17 protein-coding genes and 1 pseudogene are annotated in these 17,078 nt (G+C 69.0%); 9 read left to right on the forward strand and 9 right to left on the reverse strand.

Annotation, left to right across the window (positions count from 1 at the left end; all coding sequences use genetic code 11):
• Window positions 1-142: 142 nt before the first annotated feature.
• The 3 genes from ACGFY5_RS42575 to ACGFY5_RS42585 all read right to left on the reverse strand — a co-directional run bounded on the left by ACGFY5_RS42575 (window position 143) and on the right by ACGFY5_RS42585 (window position 3,150).
• Window positions 143-706: a hypothetical protein gene (locus ACGFY5_RS42575; protein ID WP_392730420.1), complete on the reverse strand. Its 564-nt coding sequence runs from the start codon at window positions 704-706 to the stop codon at window positions 143-145.
• Between the two features lie 97 nt (window positions 707-803).
• Window positions 804-1,253 (reverse strand): hypothetical protein, encoded by a 450-nt coding sequence (locus tag ACGFY5_RS42580; protein WP_392730423.1) that lies wholly within the window; start codon window positions 1,251-1,253, stop codon window positions 804-806.
• A gap of 1,258 nt (window positions 1,254-2,511) precedes the next feature.
• Window positions 2,512-3,150: a GAF domain-containing protein gene (locus tag ACGFY5_RS42585; RefSeq protein WP_392730424.1), complete on the reverse strand. Its 639-nt coding sequence runs from the start codon at window positions 3,148-3,150 to the stop codon at window positions 2,512-2,514.
• Between the two features lie 496 nt (window positions 3,151-3,646).
• Here ACGFY5_RS42585 and ACGFY5_RS42590 point away from each other — a divergent pair, with 496 nt between their 5' ends.
• Together ACGFY5_RS42590 and ACGFY5_RS42595 are read left to right on the forward strand one after the other, a co-directional pair.
• Entirely contained in the window at window positions 3,647-5,947 is a 2,301-nt protein-coding gene (locus ACGFY5_RS42590; RefSeq protein ID WP_392730426.1) for an Hsp70 family protein, read from the forward strand.
• Window positions 5,948-6,124: 177 nt separating this feature from the next.
• A complete protein-coding gene (locus tag ACGFY5_RS42595; protein ID WP_392730696.1) occupies window positions 6,125-8,296 on the forward strand; it encodes an Hsp70 family protein in 2,172 nt (723 codons plus the stop codon).
• A 92-nt stretch (window positions 8,297-8,388) separates the two neighbouring features.
• Here ACGFY5_RS42595 and ACGFY5_RS42600 read toward each other — a convergent pair whose 3' ends face one another.
• From ACGFY5_RS42600 to ACGFY5_RS42610, 3 genes are all read right to left on the reverse strand, one after another.
• Window positions 8,389-8,631 (reverse strand): hypothetical protein, encoded by a 243-nt coding sequence (locus tag ACGFY5_RS42600; RefSeq protein WP_392730429.1) that lies wholly within the window; start codon window positions 8,629-8,631, stop codon window positions 8,389-8,391.
• Window positions 8,632-8,798: 167 nt separating this feature from the next.
• Window positions 8,799-9,896 (reverse strand): hypothetical protein, encoded by a 1,098-nt coding sequence (locus tag ACGFY5_RS42605; RefSeq protein ID WP_392730431.1) that lies wholly within the window; start codon window positions 9,894-9,896, stop codon window positions 8,799-8,801.
• Window positions 9,897-9,914: 18 nt separating this feature from the next.
• Entirely contained in the window at window positions 9,915-10,100 is a 186-nt protein-coding gene (locus ACGFY5_RS42610) for a hypothetical protein (RefSeq protein WP_392730433.1), read from the reverse strand.
• A 283-nt stretch (window positions 10,101-10,383) separates the two neighbouring features.
• On the opposite strand from ACGFY5_RS42610, the gene ACGFY5_RS42615 reads away from it, so the two are divergent.
• From ACGFY5_RS42615 to ACGFY5_RS42625, 3 genes are all read left to right on the forward strand, one after another.
• Window positions 10,384-10,713, forward strand: a complete 330-nt coding sequence (locus ACGFY5_RS42615; RefSeq protein WP_392730436.1) for a hypothetical protein — start codon at window positions 10,384-10,386, stop codon at window positions 10,711-10,713.
• Window positions 10,714-11,281: 568 nt separating this feature from the next.
• Window positions 11,282-11,416: a hypothetical protein gene (locus tag ACGFY5_RS42620; RefSeq protein WP_392730439.1), complete on the forward strand. Its 135-nt coding sequence runs from the start codon at window positions 11,282-11,284 to the stop codon at window positions 11,414-11,416.
• Between the two features lie 82 nt (window positions 11,417-11,498).
• Complete coding sequence (locus ACGFY5_RS42625; RefSeq protein ID WP_392730441.1) at window positions 11,499-11,669, forward strand: hypothetical protein; 171 nt, start codon at window positions 11,499-11,501, stop codon at window positions 11,667-11,669.
• Window positions 11,670-11,787: 118 nt separating this feature from the next.
• On the opposite strand, the gene ACGFY5_RS42630 is transcribed toward ACGFY5_RS42625, so the two are convergent.
• Both ACGFY5_RS42630 and ACGFY5_RS42635 read right to left on the reverse strand, forming a co-directional pair.
• Window positions 11,788-12,426, reverse strand: coding sequence for a chemotaxis protein CheB (locus tag ACGFY5_RS42630; protein WP_392730444.1), 639 nt, complete (start codon window positions 12,424-12,426; stop codon window positions 11,788-11,790).
• A gap of 236 nt (window positions 12,427-12,662) precedes the next feature.
• A complete protein-coding gene (locus ACGFY5_RS42635) occupies window positions 12,663-12,896 on the reverse strand; it encodes an ATP-binding protein (protein WP_392730446.1) in 234 nt (77 codons plus the stop codon).
• A gap of 251 nt (window positions 12,897-13,147) precedes the next feature.
• Between ACGFY5_RS42635 and ACGFY5_RS42640 the strand changes: the two genes are divergently transcribed.
• Complete coding sequence (locus ACGFY5_RS42640) at window positions 13,148-13,810, forward strand: winged helix-turn-helix domain-containing protein (protein ID WP_392730699.1); 663 nt, start codon at window positions 13,148-13,150, stop codon at window positions 13,808-13,810.
• Between the two features lie 228 nt (window positions 13,811-14,038).
• Window positions 14,039-14,209 (forward strand): annotated as a pseudogene (locus ACGFY5_RS42645) (tellurium resistance protein TerC); the annotation flags it as partial.
• 100 nt (window positions 14,210-14,309) lie between these two features.
• Here ACGFY5_RS42645 and ACGFY5_RS42650 read toward each other — a convergent pair.
• Entirely contained in the window at window positions 14,310-14,501 is a 192-nt protein-coding gene (locus ACGFY5_RS42650; protein ID WP_392730448.1) for a hypothetical protein, read from the reverse strand.
• A gap of 328 nt (window positions 14,502-14,829) precedes the next feature.
• Here ACGFY5_RS42650 and ACGFY5_RS42655 point away from each other — a divergent pair, with 328 nt between their 5' ends.
• Window positions 14,830-15,366: a GAF domain-containing protein gene (locus ACGFY5_RS42655; protein WP_392730451.1), complete on the forward strand. Its 537-nt coding sequence runs from the start codon at window positions 14,830-14,832 to the stop codon at window positions 15,364-15,366.
• Between the two features lie 186 nt (window positions 15,367-15,552).
• Window positions 15,553-17,076 (forward strand): cytochrome ubiquinol oxidase subunit I, encoded by a 1,524-nt coding sequence (locus ACGFY5_RS42660; protein ID WP_392730454.1) that lies wholly within the window; start codon window positions 15,553-15,555, stop codon window positions 17,074-17,076.
• Window positions 17,077-17,078: the final 2 nt, after the last annotated feature.

Genomic DNA, 17,078 nt, shown 5'->3' on the forward strand with positions numbered 1-17,078 from the left:
GCCCGGACCACGTCGAGGAAGCCATGATCAGCGTCCGGTCGGTGTTCATCGCCAGCGAAGAATTCGGTGGTCTGGGCGCCTACATCCACCGCTGACCGGCAGCCGGAGCGTCGCGGGCGCCCCGTTCTGCGGGCGAGCGGATTCAGCGCCAGTCAACCGTAGGTGTGCCGGTCAGCTGCTGGTTTCCAGTGGCGTCGGCGTGCGTGGTGAGGACGGCGGCTGCCGACAGTGATCTCGAGGCGGAGAACCGCGAGTTGCGGCGGCGGACCAAGCAGCGGCTGCGCGCCCGGCGCAGGAAACTGTCCGAGGTCAAGGCACGCAGCTGCGCGGCGCGCATCGGAGCATTGCTGAATAACTCCCCCAATCGCGTGCGGATCTGTTCAGGGTCGCCAGTTCTCAGGATCTCCGCGAGGCGGCAAGCGCCGGGCGTACCTATGCCATTGGTGACCAGCTCGTAGGCGCGGGCGTCCGCACCGGCAATCAACCCAAGGAGGATCTGCAACACCTCAGGCGCGGGCATCGGCGAGTCCGGTCCCTTAGTCTTCGCCTGAACTGCCGCGAGGCACCGGCCATCAACATCCAGAACGTCGAAGTCCACGAAGTCGGCTGAGTTTCCGGCGGGCTCTGCCGCAGGACAGCCCTCAACTCTCACAGCGCCGAACCGCTCGTGCGCCGGGAGATCGAGAATTCTCTCGACGGTCAGCAAGTACTGATACTGAAATCCGCGGGCAGCGATCCGGTCGCCGTCGCTCCTCAAGGGGCCGACTTCCTTCCACGCATCACGACCACGGAGCGTTGTTCTCTCATGCCGGCGGCCATGTAGTGACCGCCTCGTCGCCGGCGGCGGACGGCAGCTGTGCCTCGTGCCGCAGTAGGCGGCCCAGAGTCGGGTAGTGCGACGACAGATCATGCAGATCGCGAAGGACCGACAGGGCCGCCAGCAGGTCGAGGGTCACCTGCGCCAGCGCTAGGCCGCCTTGGTCAATCGCCGCGCGCTCGCGGGTGAGCACAGTCTTCACGGGCGTGTGTTCGAGCGGAACATGTCTCCAGGATGCGATGAACGGCGGACGTGGAAGAACTGCCATCGCACCTGCCGCGAGCGCGCGCACTCCGCCGTTCACTTCCATAACTGCAGGAACAGCTAAATCCTCACCGTCCGCCGACAGAGTCCCGACCAGCGGGGTCGCGTGGCAGATGCCCACGTCGATGCCCCGGTCGAAGCTGTCGGACCACACGAACAGGTGGCCATCCACCCCACGGGTCCCCCACACCGGCGCACGGCTCTAGACACCTGCCAACTGCTGCTGCGGGGTGCCGGGCAGCCGGACGAGACGGTGGACGCGCACATCGGCAGCTACCGGACGCGCGGCGAAGCCGAGTAACTCCAAGGCCGCATGAGCTGAGCGGACGCGAGGAGACTGCGGTAGGCCGGCCGAAGAGCCATCGCCTGATAAACAGCAGCACCCATCACATAAAGCGGCACCCGCCGTAGCGGAATTCCTTGCGCGCGGAGCAGGAACCCCACAGGCCCTGGCGGCATCAGCACGGTGGATCCTGGCGAAGGTCGGCTTGCGCTCGTCCAATCGTTCGCGTCGTAATCAACCTGAACCTCCCAGAGACGGAGCCCGGTGGGACGCACCGAAACCCATAGCCGCTACGGGAGGGCGTCCAGCCCACGACGGTCGACCGTCAGCCGCCTTAGTAGACATCATGCTACGAAGCGAACCGGCGTTGGTTCGGTTTCGCGGCCGTCTACTCGTAGACCCTCTGGTGCCACGCGACGGCGGCCACCGCTCAGGAATCTGTCCGGACGGCCACCTCGGAGGTGCGGCGAACGCAGGCGAATCGCGGCGCAGCTGGGCCTACTTATCAGCGCGATTTCGACCCGACGCGCTACACACGGCCCTAGAACCTGTCCGTCGGGCGCACGCCTCGACGCCTGACCGGCCCAGCCCGACGCCGAGCCCATGCGATGTCGCGTGGGCTCGGCGGCTTCCGTGCCTGCGTAGCAGTCGGCTGACCACGACTACGCCGTGGCGGTGGCGGACCCGCAGTTGGTCAGCGATTGATGTACGCGCCGAGGCCGCCGAATTCTTCGCCGGCGAGGAACGCGAGTGGACGGTGAGCATGGCTTCCTCGACGTGAATGGGGCAGCCCCATGCCGAGTCGCCCCAGGCATCGGCGATCTTGACCTCCGCCGGCGCGGTGCAGCAGGAGGTGCCGCCGAGCTGGCAGTGCTCAGGGCGCGGCTGGACCGAGTGCGCGGTGGCGGCGGCGCGGACCCGGGTGGTGAGCTCTGCGGGTTTCGCGGCCCGCTGTTCGGCGTCGGCCCGCAGCTGCCGCTCCGCGTGGACCGCTTCAGCCAGCGCGTCGTGAGCCTTTTTGGCGCTGGCCTCCGCGGCGGCCTTCGCCTCTTCGATGTGGTGACACTCGATGGCCAGCGCGGCGGTACTGGCGAAGACCCGAGCGAGGGCGAGGTCGGTGTCCTGCGGGACACGGGGGGACGCGGTGCTACATGGCGAACGTGCCCAGCAGGGTGCCGTCGCGGGCCAGGACGGGCGTGGACCAGCAGGCCGCCAGTCCGGCCCGGCCGGCCAGGTCCCGGAAGTCGGTCCAGAACGGGTCGGTGGCGATGTCGGTGACGATGACCGGCTCGCGTCGGTGTGCGGCGGTGCCGCAGGAGCCGACTCCTTCACCGGTGGCGATGCCGTCAATGGCGTCGTTGTAGAAGTCGGGCAGACTGGGCGCGGCGCCGTGCCGCAGGTGCCGGCCGTCGGGATCGGCGAGCAGGACCGAGACGAGGACGTCGTCCGGTGCGAGGTCTTCGATGCAGCGGGCCATCCCGTCGAGTATTTCGGCCAGTGGCGCCGGCCGCGCGATCTGCTCGAGCAGCGCGCGGTGCTCGGCCATCAGCTGCTGGGCGTGCATGATCTGGGTGGTTTCGACGCCGATCATCCGGGTTCCGGTCACCGTGCCTTTGGCGTTCCGGCGCGGGTCGTAGGTGAAGTCGAAGAACACCTCACGGGCCTGCGGGCCGGTGCCCAGCATGACCCGGACGTCCCGGCCGATGTAGGACACACCGGTGCGGTAGACCTCGTCGAGCAGATCGATGAAGCCTTGATCGGCCAGTTCGGGCATCAGGTCGGTCAACGCGACGCCGGTGCGGGTGCGTTTTTTTGCCGATCGTGGCGAAGAACGCCGGATTGGCCGCCTCGACCCGGTGCTCCGGGCCGGCGAGCGACGCGAAGACGGCGATCGACTGTCCGAACAATGCCCGTAGGTCCTCGGCCCCGGATCCGCCGGCCTCGGGACCCTCGGCGATCGACTGCTGGCCTGCTGCCGCCATCACGGGACACATCCGTGCAGCGCGGCGCGTCATCTGACGAGCTTAGCCCTAGTCGCGGGTAGGTCAGCCAGTTCCGCAGGCGCGAGTCAATGTACGTATTGTCCGGCTCCTGAGTGCGGCGATGGGGCTCGGTGGTGCCGTCTGTGCGGTGGGCGCCGATGCCGATGGAGCGTGGGAGTGTGAGTCGCCCAGAGGCCGACCGTCGCTGTAGCGAGGATGGGCACGGAGCAACTGCTGTCGGAGGCGGCACGGGCCGGACGGCCGAGTCGGTCGCGGGGCGTCGCTTCTACGCTGACGGGCGTGCCTGGTCTTCTCGGCGTGGATTTCGGGACAACGAGCACTGTCGCGGTGGTTGACGTGGATGGCGCAGCACCTGTCCCGCTGTTGATCGACGGCTCACCCAGCTTTCCGTCAGCGGTATTCCTGGAGCCCGACGGCGACTTGCTCGCCGGTCAGGACGCGCTGCGCGCGGCACGTGGAGCCCCGGCGGCGGTGGAGCCGTATCCGAAGCGCTGTATCGACGACGGGTCGGTGCTGCTGGACGGCCGGGAGGTTTCGGTTGCTGAGCTGATTGGTTCGGTCTTGGCGCGGGTGCGTGCCGAGGCGCGGCGGGTGCTCGGCGGGCCGCCGTCGCAGGTGCGGCTGACCCATCCGGCGGCCTGGGGTCCTCGGCGCACCGGCATCCTGCGGGAGGCCGCCGCGCAGGCCGGGCTGGGCGAGGTGTTGCTGATCGCCGAACCGGTGGCCGCCGCGGCATACGCCGCGTCGAAGCTGGGGGAGGACCGAACGTGGCTGTGTTATGACCTCGGTGGGGGCACGACCGATTTCACCGTGGTCCAGGGCCGGACCGTGCTCGCCACCGGCGGGCTGGGTGATGTCGGTGGCCTCGACATCGATCAAGCGATCGTGGAGCACCTGGCCGTGGTGCTCCCGCGGGGCAACGCCGAGGCGTGGGCGAGGCTGGTAGGGCCGGAGACCGCGGCCGAGCGCCGGGCGGGGATGGCGTTCCGCGCGGAGGTGCGGCTGGCCAAGGAAGTGTTGTCGCGACGCTCGTCGACGGTGCTTCATGTGCCGTTGCTCGAGGTGGAGGTTCCCCTTGGCCGCGAGTTGCTCGACCAGATCGCTGAGCCGGTGTTGGCCCGGACGCTGCGCGGGGTGCGGGAGTTGCTGCGGTCTGCTCCGCCGATCGAGGGCGTGTTGCTGGTCGGCGGCGGTTGCCGGATGCCGCTAGTCAGCACGTTGTTGCATCGGGAGTTGGGGCTAGCGCCGGTACTGGTCGAGCACCCGGAGACCGTGGTCGCTCTCGGCTCACTACTGGTCAAGTCTTCGTCGGAGACGGCTGTGGTGATTTCGCCCGCCGGTGATGTGTCTGTAGCCTCGCCGCCGCCCGATGCGTCCGCCGGCTATCGGGCCGAAACACCGGCGGACCCCTCCGGTTCCCCGGCGCTCAGCACTCCAAAACGCTGGCTCGGCGACCATTCGGTCCTGCGGCGCCGAACGCTGGCGTTCGGCGGGATCGCGACGACCGTCGTGGTGCTGCTGGCGGTGGCGCTCGCGGGCGTCTGGAACAGCAACGACGGCGGACAGCCTTCTCCTCGTGCGCGCGGTCCGCTGATTTCCGGGGCAGCCACGTTCGAGCGGATCGGCCGCTTTGGTTCGCCGGGGGAAACCGTGCGTGCGTCGTATCTGAGTCCGGGTGCCGCCCGGGTGCTGGTGAGCGGAGACAACGGCCAGGTGTGGAGTGGACTTCTGTCGACCGGGTCGTGGCAACCGCTGCCGTCCGGGTCGGCCGCGCCCGTCGTCACGGTCGTCTTCAGCCCCGATAAGGACGAGTCGGCGGCCGGCCTGCGAGCCGACGGCACGCTGGATCATTGGAACCTGGCGACGGGAGCGCGCGGATCGCCCGTACAGAAGGGCAGGAGGTCAGACCGAGCGGCGGTTAGCCGCGACGCGGCCGTGGTGGCCTGGCGCGGCCGGCAACTGCGGGCCTGGTGGCCCTACATCGATACTGACACCTTGAGACAGCTCATGGTCCCCGCCGAGGTCGATGCCGTTGCGTTTCACGACGACCTGCTGGTCGTAGCGAGCCGGGACGGTGTTTTGAGGGTCTGGGATTCGGTGACGACCAACTCGCTGGTCGAGCGTCTTTCGGCGCGGGTCGGTCCGGTGCAGGCGGTCGCGCTGTTCACCGAGTACCAGCGCGCCACCGTGCTAGCGGCGGATCAGACGGGACGTGTGCGTTGCTGGATCTACGGGATTCCGGATGACGCGCGGCCGCGTTTGCGGCATGAGCTGGCACTGCCGGGCCAGCCCAACGAAGTTGTCGCGGAGGGCAATCCGTCCCGTTCGTTGACGCAGGTGGCTGCGGTTGCGCACGGATACCCGGCGGCGTTCGTGGCGATCAGCGCGGATGGCCGCTACTTCGCCACTGCGGACACCGGCGGCACGCTCCGCATCTGGTTGTCGGAGAACGGCAAGCCGATCGCCACGGTGTCCGGGCTGACCGGCCTGGTCGGACCATTGGACTTCCGCCTGCGGCACCTCTACGTCACGACGGCCACCCCGGCCGGTGTGTCGACCTGGCGTATCTCGCCGCTCTGACGGGTGGCAGCGGCGCGTCGCAGCGCGGACCCGAGTGCCCCGTCGGCGGGCACCGGTGACGTACTGACGGTGGCGCCGCCCCTCGGTAGGCTCGTCGGGGTGGCCGCCGGTGAGCTGAGTGTCGACTGGGGAACGACCAGCACGGTCGCGGTCGCCGGCTTGGACGGCGGAGTTCGGATGCCGCTGCTGTTCGACGGCTCTCCTAGTCTTCCCTCGGCGGTCGTCGCCGACCTCGACGGGACGCTCTTGACCGGCCGCGACGCGCTGCGCTCCGCGGGTGGGGCGCCGGACTGTTTCGAACCCCATCCCAAGCGGTGTATCGACGACGGAACTCTGCTGCTGGGTAACCTGGAGTACCCGATCGTCGAGGTGATCGCCGCGACGCTCTCCCGGGTGGCCGCCGAAGCGCACCAGGTCCTCGGTCGCCCGCCGTCCCGGACGCGGCTGACCCATCCGGTGGCCTGGGGGCCCCAGAGAACCCGGCTGCTGGCCGACGCGGCAGCACGAGCCGGATTATCGGGAGTCTCGCTTGTGGCAGAGCCGGTCGCCGCGGCGCATTCCGTGGCCACCTCCTTCGAGGAGGGACATCCAGCGGCGGCTGCCGCCCGGTCTCCCGGTAGCTGGCTGATTTACGATCTCGGCGCGGGCACTACGGATATCACGCTGGTCCACGATGTCGCTGTGGTCGCGAGCCGCGGTTTACCGGACCTCGGTGGCCTGGACGTCGACCAGGCGATCTTCGAACACTTCGGATCGGTTCTCGCGGGGCGTGACCCTCAGATGTGGCAACGGCTCGTGGCGCCGACCACGGTCGCCGATCGGCGTGCGGCGATCGGTTTCCGGCTTGATCTGCGTGCGGCCAAAGAGCTGCTTTCCCGCCGATCCTCGACCCTGGTGCGTGTGCCGTGGTTCGACATCGACCTTCCGCTGGGCCGGGAGACCGTTGAGGAGATCGCCCAGCCGGTTGTGATCCAGACGTTCGCCGCGGTGCGCGATGTGCTGCGCGGCGCCCCGGAAGCGACCGGGCTGTTTCTGGTCGGCGGGGCATGCCGGATGCCGCTAGTCGCGACGCTGTTGCATCGCGAGTTCGGAATCGCGCCGGTCCTCGTCGATAGCCCCGAGCTGGTGGTGGCGTCCGGAGCGCTGCTGGTCCCGGAGGGCCCCACGCGCGACCCGGGACGCATAGGACATGCTGCCGGGGAGACCGGGAATTTGGCGCCTGTGACCGCCGTCGTCACCGAATCGACGAAGGAGGCTGGTGCGCGGCTGACGCAGCCTGACCCTCCGGTGCGGCGTGCCCGTCAGCGCGGACGCCGCCCGGCCAGGCTACTCGGCGGTGTCCTCGCAGCCGTCTGTTTCGTGACGGTTCTGGTCGGCGTTCGTCTCGTCGCAGGCGACAGCGGGACGCAGCGTCCGCCTGCCGAACCGCGGCTGTCGGGCGCGGCGGAGTTGCGAAAGGTCGGGCAGTTCACAGTGCCGGCTGGCGTGTCCGCGGCCTACGCGGCACCTGACCTGTCCTATCTGATCGTCACCGATGAGACCGGGCGGGCGTGGAGCGCGAAGCGGACGATCGGGCAGTGGCAGGAATTGCGGAGCGTGGATTCTCGCGAGCCGGTGCGCGCGGTCGTATTCGATGCTCGGCGCGAAGGAACCGTGACTTTCGTCCGTGCCGACGGTGCGGTCGAGACGTGGTCGGCCGAAGCGGGCCTGCGGCGGGGTACGGCCGAGTCGGTCGGCGCGACGGTTGGCCTGACCGCGGTGGACGGTGAGTACCTCGCCGTGGCCACACCCGCCGGCGCGGTCCGGTCCTGGGGCCCCTACTACACCGAGGCGGGTGCGACGTGGACCAAGTTGGCGGGCGAGGTGACGGCGTTGGCCTTCGGCCACGCCATCGTGGCCGCCACCAGCGATGGCGTCTTGCACTATCGGCAGCGCTCCAGTGATGGAGTCGCGACGGTCCATGCGGGGCCGAGCCCGGCGGTGGCCGTGACTTCCTCGGGTAGTGGAATTGGGCAGATGGCCGCGGCCGACACGGTAGGCGGCGTCCGCTGCTGGGCGGTTGACCGTCTGTCGAAAGCCTCGCGAGAGATGACGCTGAAGGCTCTGCCCCTCGTCGTCCACGGGAAGCCGGTGACGGCGGTGACATTCAGCGACGACGGTCGCTATCTCGCCACGGCCAGCGCGGACGGCACCGCCCGGGTCTGGCTCGTCGAGACCGGTCGCCCGATCGCCACCGTCAGCGGTCTCAACGGCCTGCACGGTTTTCTGCAGTTTCACCAGAAACGGCTGCAGGTGACAACAATCGACGAGACGACCGGACTGCGCGTGTGGCAGATCGCCGTGCGTTGATCAACGACGAATCACCATGTCCGCGGTGCTGCTGGCGTGCACATGTTTCGAGGGCGGTAAGGCTCCTGCGGCTTCGCGCTGCCCGGAGCTGCTCAGGTCCGGCGGCTGAGCTGCCGGTACACGTCGACCGGGCAATCGTCGTGCCACGCGGCGGCTTCGACAGGATCGCGGAATGAGCTGGGCACCAGTTCGGCGTAGCGCAGCGGTCTGCCGTCACGGTCGGGGCTGCCGCTGGTCATGACCAGCACGTGTACGTTGCCCAGCCGGTGGAAGACGTCCTCGTAGAGGACCAGCTCATGGGGCGGGTTGCCCGGGTCGGGGGCGGTGGCGACCACTGCAGTCCGGCGCGTTCGGAGTAGGTCAGCCAGCCCATCCGCTCGATGGCCGCGCGCCGGATCTCGCTGTTTGTCTCCTCGTGGATCCTGCGCACGTGCCATCCAGGTGACACCAGATCGGGTGGTACGAGCAAGCCGTGCCAGCAGGACAACTCGGTGCCGTCCGGTCAGCGCACCGCCGGGCCGTCGGCCTGATGCAGGCGATACCCGCCCTGCGGGTCTTGCTCGACGTGCAGGTGTTCCGGGCCGACGCTGACGGCGACGAAATCCGGATGCGGCCACCAATCGTAGCTGCTGACATGCTCGAAGGCGCGGATGACGGCCAGCCGGTCGGGGCGCGGGCGGAGGGCACCGCGCTCGATCAGCCAGACCAGCGAAGCGATGCGCCCGATTTCCCGGGTCCTGTCCGGATCGCTCCACAACTCGGGTGCCGGGGGTGGTTTCCGCCGCGCCCGCGCGAGTCGGCCGGTGGCGCTCAGCGCTTCGTCGACCAACCGTACGGCCGCCGTCGCCGAACGGGTCGCCCGGTCCGGCGCGCCCCACCGCACGAACGTGTCCAGAGTGAGGACGGCGTCCACGATCGGGTTTCCGACCAGTTCCCGAGCTCGCCTTCTCTCCCGGCTGCGGACCCTGTCGTTCCCGAGGCAGGCGGCGGCGATGCGGGAGGAGGTGCTGCGCATTTCAGCCACCGATGCCGCCGTAGCGGCTTGGTGGGTCGCGAGCCGCTTCGCGCGTGTCTCGATGCGCCAGGTGTCGCTGGCAACCCAACGTCCGATTGCGGCGCTGATGGCCGCACCGGCGGCGCTGCCGGCCAGGAGGAAGGGCCAAGACTCGTCGCGCTTGATCACCCACCACAGCCACAAGGGCGACAGCAGGACGGCTGCAACCACGGCGCCGCTGCCGGCGCCGATCGCGGCGTGATGCGCGTGGAGCCGCAGCCAGCGGACGCCGACGGCTACGCCCGTGCGCACCGCCGCGCCCAGGTGTGCCGACCATCGAAGGCGGGGGGCTGCCGCGACGGTGCGGCGGCGCCGCAGCTCGGTGGCGGCCCTGGTCGCTGCGAGCCGGCCGTCAACGGGATGCTGCGCCCAGATCACCGCGTCCGGCGCCGCCATTCCGGCGGCCGCATAACACCGTCCGATTGCCTCGAGCAGCACCGCGCGTTGGTCCGCGGTCAACGGCGGTGGCTCAAATCGCCCGCGCAGCCACTCGGCGACGAACGCCTCCGCGCCGCTGGAGAGGGGCTCCTCGGGAAGGTCGTTCACCGTCTCTCCCCTCTGCGCTCAGAAGAAGGTCGCGAGGATCAGTTCGGCGATGGCGCCGGATGCGGCGAGCACGAGCCCGGCGGGGAGGAGACGCCGCCCGCTGTGCCGGTAGCGGACGGCGTCAGCCGCCAGCGTATCCACAATAGAAAGCCCGGGCGCCGGGATAACCTCGCCGAGACGATCACCGGTGACGATGTCGAGCATCAGGCACACGTTCTGCGCTCCGGCGGGCTGGCCACAGAGCGTCGCGGTGGGCGCGCCGCACGGTTGACCGGCCTTGGCTTGGGTGGCCACGGATCCAGTTCCGGGCATACGAGGTATCGGGAGTCCCGCTGTCGTCGTCCCAGCGCACCCGGCCGATGACGAACACCGGAGGGTCCGGTGGCGCCGTTGTCGCGGTCGATCACGGCTGGGTCGACGTCGACGTCGACGACCCGCCCAGTCCGCCCTCGCGGGGGTCTTCATCATCCGCGCCGCAGGCGGCGGAGTGCTGTTGTACTTGCTGTGGGTGCTGCCCGCGGTCTGGCTGGTGGACTGGGGCGCGCCGATGCTCGCCGACGGTGCCACGGACCTGGTGGCTCGTCGCGGATGGCGGGCCATCCGAAGTGGCCGGGCGATGGAATTGCGGCCGGACGGACTTCGCTACTACGGGGCGTTCCCGTTGCGGTCCGGGGCGGTCGTTGGTGAGGCGGACGTGGAGGCCGGGTGGGCGGCGGTAGCAGCGGCTGAATTTCGTGCCGGCCATGACGAATCATGGTGGTTCTGCCTCGATCTCACGCCGGAGCGTGGCCGCCTGATCGGCAGGACGCCGCGTTGAGGGTAGGCATGCCGCATGGTGAGGGGTCCGACCCAGGAGCGGCGACTGCGGAGCGGCGGATCGCGGAGAACCTGCTGCGACTCCGGACACCGATCGCGGTGAACACGCTGATCTGTCCCGGAGTGAGGGCCCGCCGGGTCGACATGGCGTTACGCGCGTGGACGGGCGGGAGACTGCGCTGCCGCCCGGTCGAGAAGCCGTGGTGGTGGCCGGCCCGCGTTCCCCGGCACGGTCCGGCAAGCTGACCAAACCGTTGCTTCTTTTCGTCCACAATGGAATTGAACAATCAGCCACAGAGTACGGGTCCAGCCGCCGAGCGAACCAGCGGCGGAGAAAGAGTGACCCGTGGCATGACCGGGTTGCTCTAGCCGCGGTGGCGCCGGCTGCTTCCGGGGCACCCTGACCCGCGATCCTTCCGAGTCGGCTGTTGCCCGTAAGCATTCCGATCGATGCTCGGTCCGGTGGACGCGGCGACTCGGTTCACGCCAACCCATGGAAGCGGACAGCGTGTGTGCCGGTCAGCTGTCGGATTCGAGCGGCGCGTGGATGCCCGGCACGGACGCGTGTCGTGAAGGGGTTCGATTTCGAGGACCAGCCGGTTGAGGAGGGTCAGGCCGCGGTCGAGTTCGGCGGCCGCGGCGCCGATGGTCGCGTTGCGCTCGTCGTCGGTGGGGAACCGGCCGGCGCGGGCGGGCTCTTCTAGTGCACCGCAGAGATCGGCGAGCGGGTCAAGACCGAGGTTGGCCGCAGCGCCGGAGCCGGTGGGCGCGTGCCGCGGTGGTTTCGTGGTCGCCGGCGGCGAGGGCGCCGAGGAGCTGGGGTCCGGCGGCGTTGAACGAGCGGATGTGGCCGGCGACGAGCTGACGGTCGTCGATCTGAGCGTCGGGGCCGATCAGTTCGTGCAGCCGTGCTCTGGCGTTGTCTTCCAGGCCACGGCTATTCGCCGCGACAGTTGATCCGGTGGATCGTGCGTCGCGGAACTTGCCGGGAGCCGCAGGGCTGAGGGAGTCATGGTGGGGGGTGGCCGCGGCGAGGGCGTCACGCGGACCAGTGCGGTTGGTCCCGCGAGTCGCGCTACTGGTTCGGCTGCAGTGAGGGAACCGACAAGGGCCCGGCGAGAATCGGCGCGCTGGTCAGTTCGATCAGACGGTGGCCGATCTCGTCGACCGGCAACACGAGACCGATCGCGTTGTCTCGGCTGATCGTGGCTTGGGGCATGGCGAAATACTGCGAGGTGGCCTCGTCGGACGCCAGGACGAGGCCACCCCTGTGATGCACCGCGGTGGCGCCGGTCGCACCGTCCTGGCCGCCTCCGGTCAACACGACGGCGATCACCTGCGGCCCGACCGCCATCGCGAGGGTCGTCAACAGCAAATCGGCAGAGGGGCGTGACGGAGGGAACCGTCCGGACGGAATCAACGCGAGGGTGCGTTGCGGGGTGACGAGCAGGTGCCGGCCGGACGGTGCGACGAAGACTTGTCCGGCGAGGATCGGTTGTCCGTCGGTGGCGGCGCGGACCGGGAGCGCGGTGCGCTGGTCGAGGATTTCGGCGAGATGACTGTCGTACTCCGGTGAGGTGTGCTGGAGGATCAGGACCGCCGCCGGGAAGTCGTGCGGCAACGGTTCCAACACAGCGCTCAAGGCGATGAGCCCACCGGCGGAGCAGACCCGCGCGATCACCGCAGCATCCGTCTTGGCAGCCTCCGGGTCCATGCGGTCACCGTAGCCAAACGGCGGCGAACACACGACGCCGAGCGCGGCAGGACAGTGAGCGAGCAGACTCACGCCGGAGCCGGAAGGGTGAAGGACATCGAGGTGCCGCCGCGGGGGCCTTCGGTGGCCCAGATCCGGCCGCGGTGCCGCTACACAATGCGGTGACAGGTGGCCAGACCGATGCCGTCGCCCCGGGCAGAGGTGTCGAGCTGGGTGAACATGTCGAAGACCCGGGCTCAGTGCTCGACGGGGACGCCGATGCCGTTGTCGGTCACCGACCCCGTCCACACGCCGTCCTCCTGATCAGCGGTGAGTGTGATCGTGCAGGGCCGGTCGGGGTGCTGATATTTGATCGAGTTGCACAGCAGGTTCTGCAGCAGCTGCCGAATCAACATGGCCTCACCCGCCGCGGTCGGCAGCGCAGCAGGCACGTCCACTGTCGCCCCACCGGCCCGCAGGTGCTCCCGCACGGAAACCTAAGTCGTTGACCGCTTGTGGTCGCAACATGCCAGTCGGATTCCCCGCGCGGCGCATGCTGACCTCCTCCAGCGAAGTACAGCTAGGGCGCGCCTCCCAGCCCTTCCAACCAGTCCGGCGCGTCGATCGGCCGCACGACGAAAGCCCGCGAGTCAGCGCGCCAGCGCCTGTACCCGGGTGAAGCCGAGATCGGAGGCTGAGTACGTCGCGGCCGGCCGTCGCGTCCGCCGCACGGCCGTCCGCCATCACCTCCTCGCTGCCGTACTGCTGCCAGAACGACCGCGGCTACGAGGTCGACACCGCACCCACCGGCGCCGCCGCCCTCCAGACCGCCGCGCAACGGCACCCGGAGCTGATCCTGCTCGATCTGGGCCTGCCCGACCTCGACGGCATCGAAGTCATCGAAGGCCTGCGCCCCTGGTACGACGGGCCCATCGTCGTGCTCTCGGCGCGCCACACGACCGACGACAAGGTACTGGCGCTGGACGCCGGTGCCGACGACTACGTCACCAAGCCGTTCGGCATGGAAGAGCTGCTCGCCCGGCTCCGCGCCGCGCTCCGCCACGCCACTCCGGCCCCGGATACGCTGGTCGTGACCACCGACGCGTTCACCGTCGACCTGGCCGCCAAACGCGTCACCGCCGGCGACCACGACGTCCGGCTGACGCCCACCGAATGGGGCCTGCTCGAAGTCCTCATCCGCAACCCCGGACGGCTGGTCCGCCACAAACAGTTGCTGAACGACGTCTGGGGCAGCGCGTACAAACAAGAATCCGGCTACTTGCGCGTCTACGTGGCGCAGCTCCGGCGGAAACTCGAGCCCGACCCGGCCCGACCGCGGTACCTGATCACCGAAGCGGGCATGGGCTACCGGTTCGAGCCCGATCGGCGGGAGGCCGTCGGGTGAGCGCCTCGATGTTCTTTTCGCGCTTCTCGCGGTGCTCGGATTCTTCGTGGTCCTCGCGGCAGGGATCGCGGCGCTCATGTGGGCCAAATCGCGGTTCTGAATCACAGCCCGGATTCATGCCGGAACTCATAGCCCGAGGCCTTCTCGGCCTACGCGGCCGCTCGAGTGCGTGCTGGGCCATGAACGAGGGCAGTGCGTGGACTTCATCGGCGAGCTGTCGCGCGCACAACCGCTCTCGGTGTCAAGCTCATCCTGTCCGAGACCCCGGTCGGTAAGCTGCCCATCCCGGTCACCCTCGGCGTCATCGTCGCCACGATCGGCGTCTCGATCGCCTGGAGCCTGCGCGCCACCCGCGCAACCACAGCCGTCAGTGGCCAACCGGGCACCGGGAAGCAGTAGGAAATGAGCAGAGCATCTTGTCACTCGTAGCCGAGATGCTCCTCAGAGTGCAGGCGCCACTCGTCAGAATCCCTGGCCAGGATGAAGGAAGTGCGCTCCGTCAAGTCGTACTACCCGGAATCGGGTCATGGCCCCAGGTGTACCAGCGAGCCGCGACCCGCGCCGTGTCCCGGGTGTGGCTGACGACGGTGATTTCCTCCAGCGTCGAGGTGGAGCCGAATTTCCCATTTTCGTTCTGGTCGTGCGCTTTGGCGTACTCGGTGCAGAAGTCGGCCGGATTCTGGTAGAGCACTGAACCTCCTCGGCGCCTGGGTGCTGCTACCGACGCCGTCGGGGGCCGGCAGGAGGTGAGCTCCTGCGGGCATCGACGCCGCGGTCGCAGACTGTGCGCTCTCCCAGAACGGCCGACGCCGGTCGGACCGGCTCCGGTCACGGGAGTCGGCGAGTCCGCCGCCTTCGCGCACGAGCGACCGATCCGCGACCTGTTCCCGCCGGTGCCGAACGGATGCAGCGCCGGATCGTGACAGGTGCAGGCTGCCGACTGGTCTCAGCAGCCGGCGCCAGGCGTCGATCGGCACAGTTGCCCGCCGACCGACTCTCGCCAGAACGGAGACGACTCCATGCTTGCCCACATCGAACCAGCGATCTGCGACCGCGCACGCCTAGAGGAGGTCGAGTCGCTCCGGTGGAACAGTCGAGCGGTCTTCACGGCCCTTGATGACATTGCGGCCCGATCGGCGACGTGGACCGAGACGCCGATCAGCGCGGTCACCCTGCTGAACAGGACAACCCAGATCTGCGTGGGACTGCACGGCGTCCCGGACTCGGTGGACATCGGTGAGCGTCGCCTTCACCGGCACGCGATCCCCGTCGAGTGGGCGTTCTGCGCTCCATTGGTCGCCAGCGGCCGCCCGCACGTGGTCCCGGACCCACGGCGGCACCCCGACTACGCCGAACACCCCTTCGTCACCCGCTTCGGTTTGCAGAGCTACCTCGGCGTTCCCCTGATCAGCTCGATCGGCCAGATCCTCGGCGGCCACTGCGTACTGAGCACCGCCCCGCACGACTCCCACATCACTGACGTCCTCGCACTGGAAATGGGTGCCGCGAAAGCTGTCGCCATCCTCGAATCCACACGCGGCTTCACCGGCTGGTGACACCACGGTGGCCCACGCCCGCCGTGCCGCGAGACCAGCGCGTCACACCGCCAATGTGCTCAAGGCCTGCAGCGACGGGACTTTCGGCCCTGACCGCCTTCGCCCCCCGGATGGTCTGGTGGTTCTGCGCGGCCGGACCTGGCCGGGCCGGCCGGACAGGCCGGCGGGGGCGAGAGGCAGGACGGGATGGATCAGCTCGACATCGCGCGGTGGCAGTTCGGAATCACCACGGTCTACCACTTCATTTTCGTGCCGATCACGATCGGGCTGTCGGTACTGGTGGCGATCCTTGAGACCGCCTACGTGCGCACGGGCAAGGAGCCCTACAAGCGGGCGACGAAGTTCTGGGGCAAGCTTTTCCTGATCAACTTCGCGCTGGGCGTGGCCACCGGCATCGTCCAGGAATTCCAGTTCGGTATGGCCTGGAGTGACTACTCCCGGTATGTCGGCGACATTTTCGGCGCGCCGCTGGCCATCGAAGGTCTGCTGGCGTTCTTTCTCGAATCGACGTTCCTCGGGCTGTGGATCTTCGGCTGGGACCGGCTGCCGAAGCGCGTCCACGCCGCCACGATCTGGGTCGCGGCGATCGGCACCGTCCTGTCGGCGTACTTCATCCTGGCCGCGAACTCCTGGATGCAGCACCCGGTCGGCTATCAGATCAACGAGGACACCGGCCGCGCGGAGCTGACGAACTTTCCGGCGGTCCTCACGAACTCCACGACGCTGGGAGCGTTCCCGCACGTCGTCTTCGCGGCGTTCATGACCGCGGCGGCGCTGATGATCGGTGTCTGCGCCTGGCATCTGGGCCGGGGACGGAATCAGGACGTCATGCGTCCGTCGTTGAAGCTGGCGGCCTGGGTGATGCTGGTCGCCGCGGTCGGCACCGTGATCTCCGGCGACATCCAGGCGAAGATCATGACCGAGCAGCAGCCGATGAAGATGGCCGCGGCCGAGGCACTGTACGACACGGTCGCACCGGCGTCGTTCTCGGTCTTCACGATCGGCTCACTGGACGGCAAGAACGAAGTATTCAGCATCCGGGTTCCCCGGCTGCTGTCGTACCTGGCCACGGGCAGCTGGGACGGCGAGGTCGAGGGGATCAACGACGTCCAGCGCGCCGAGGAGGCGCGGTACGGACCTGGTAACTATCGGCCGAGCGTGCCGGTCACCTACTGGTCGTTCCGCCTGATGATCGGCACTGGTTTGGCTGCCGCCGCAGTGGCGGCGGGACTGCTGTTCCTGATCGGCCGACCCGGCCGGTGGCTCATCGGCACAATGCGTGGCGCGCGGCGCGGCCGCTCCGCGACCGGCGCAGCACCGATCAGCCCCACCGCCGCTGGCCCGGCCGGCTCCGTGGGAACGGGGGACGGCGGGTGGGGAAGCCACGTGCCCCGTTGGTTGTGGCGGGTGGCGGTGTGGGCGATCCCGCTCCCGATCCTCGCCAACTCCTTCGGCTGGATCTTCACCGAGATGGGCCGGCAGCCCTGGGTGGTGTACGGCGCGCTCCGCACTGCGGACGGCGTCTCGCCGAGCGTCTCGGGCGCCACGATCGTGCTCTCGCTGGCCGTGTTCACGCTGCTCTACGGTGCGCTGGCCGTGGTCGAGTTCGGGCTGATGGTCAAGTACGCCAAGGCCGGCCCGGAGGCGGTGCCGAGCGGAGCCGAGGACGAGACCACCGCGGACGGGCGCCCGCTCGCCTTCGCTTACTGAGG

The sequence above is a fragment of the Cryptosporangium sp. NPDC048952 genome (genome assembly GCF_043197895.1).
GTDB lineage: Bacteria > Actinomycetota > Actinomycetes > Mycobacteriales > Cryptosporangiaceae > Cryptosporangium.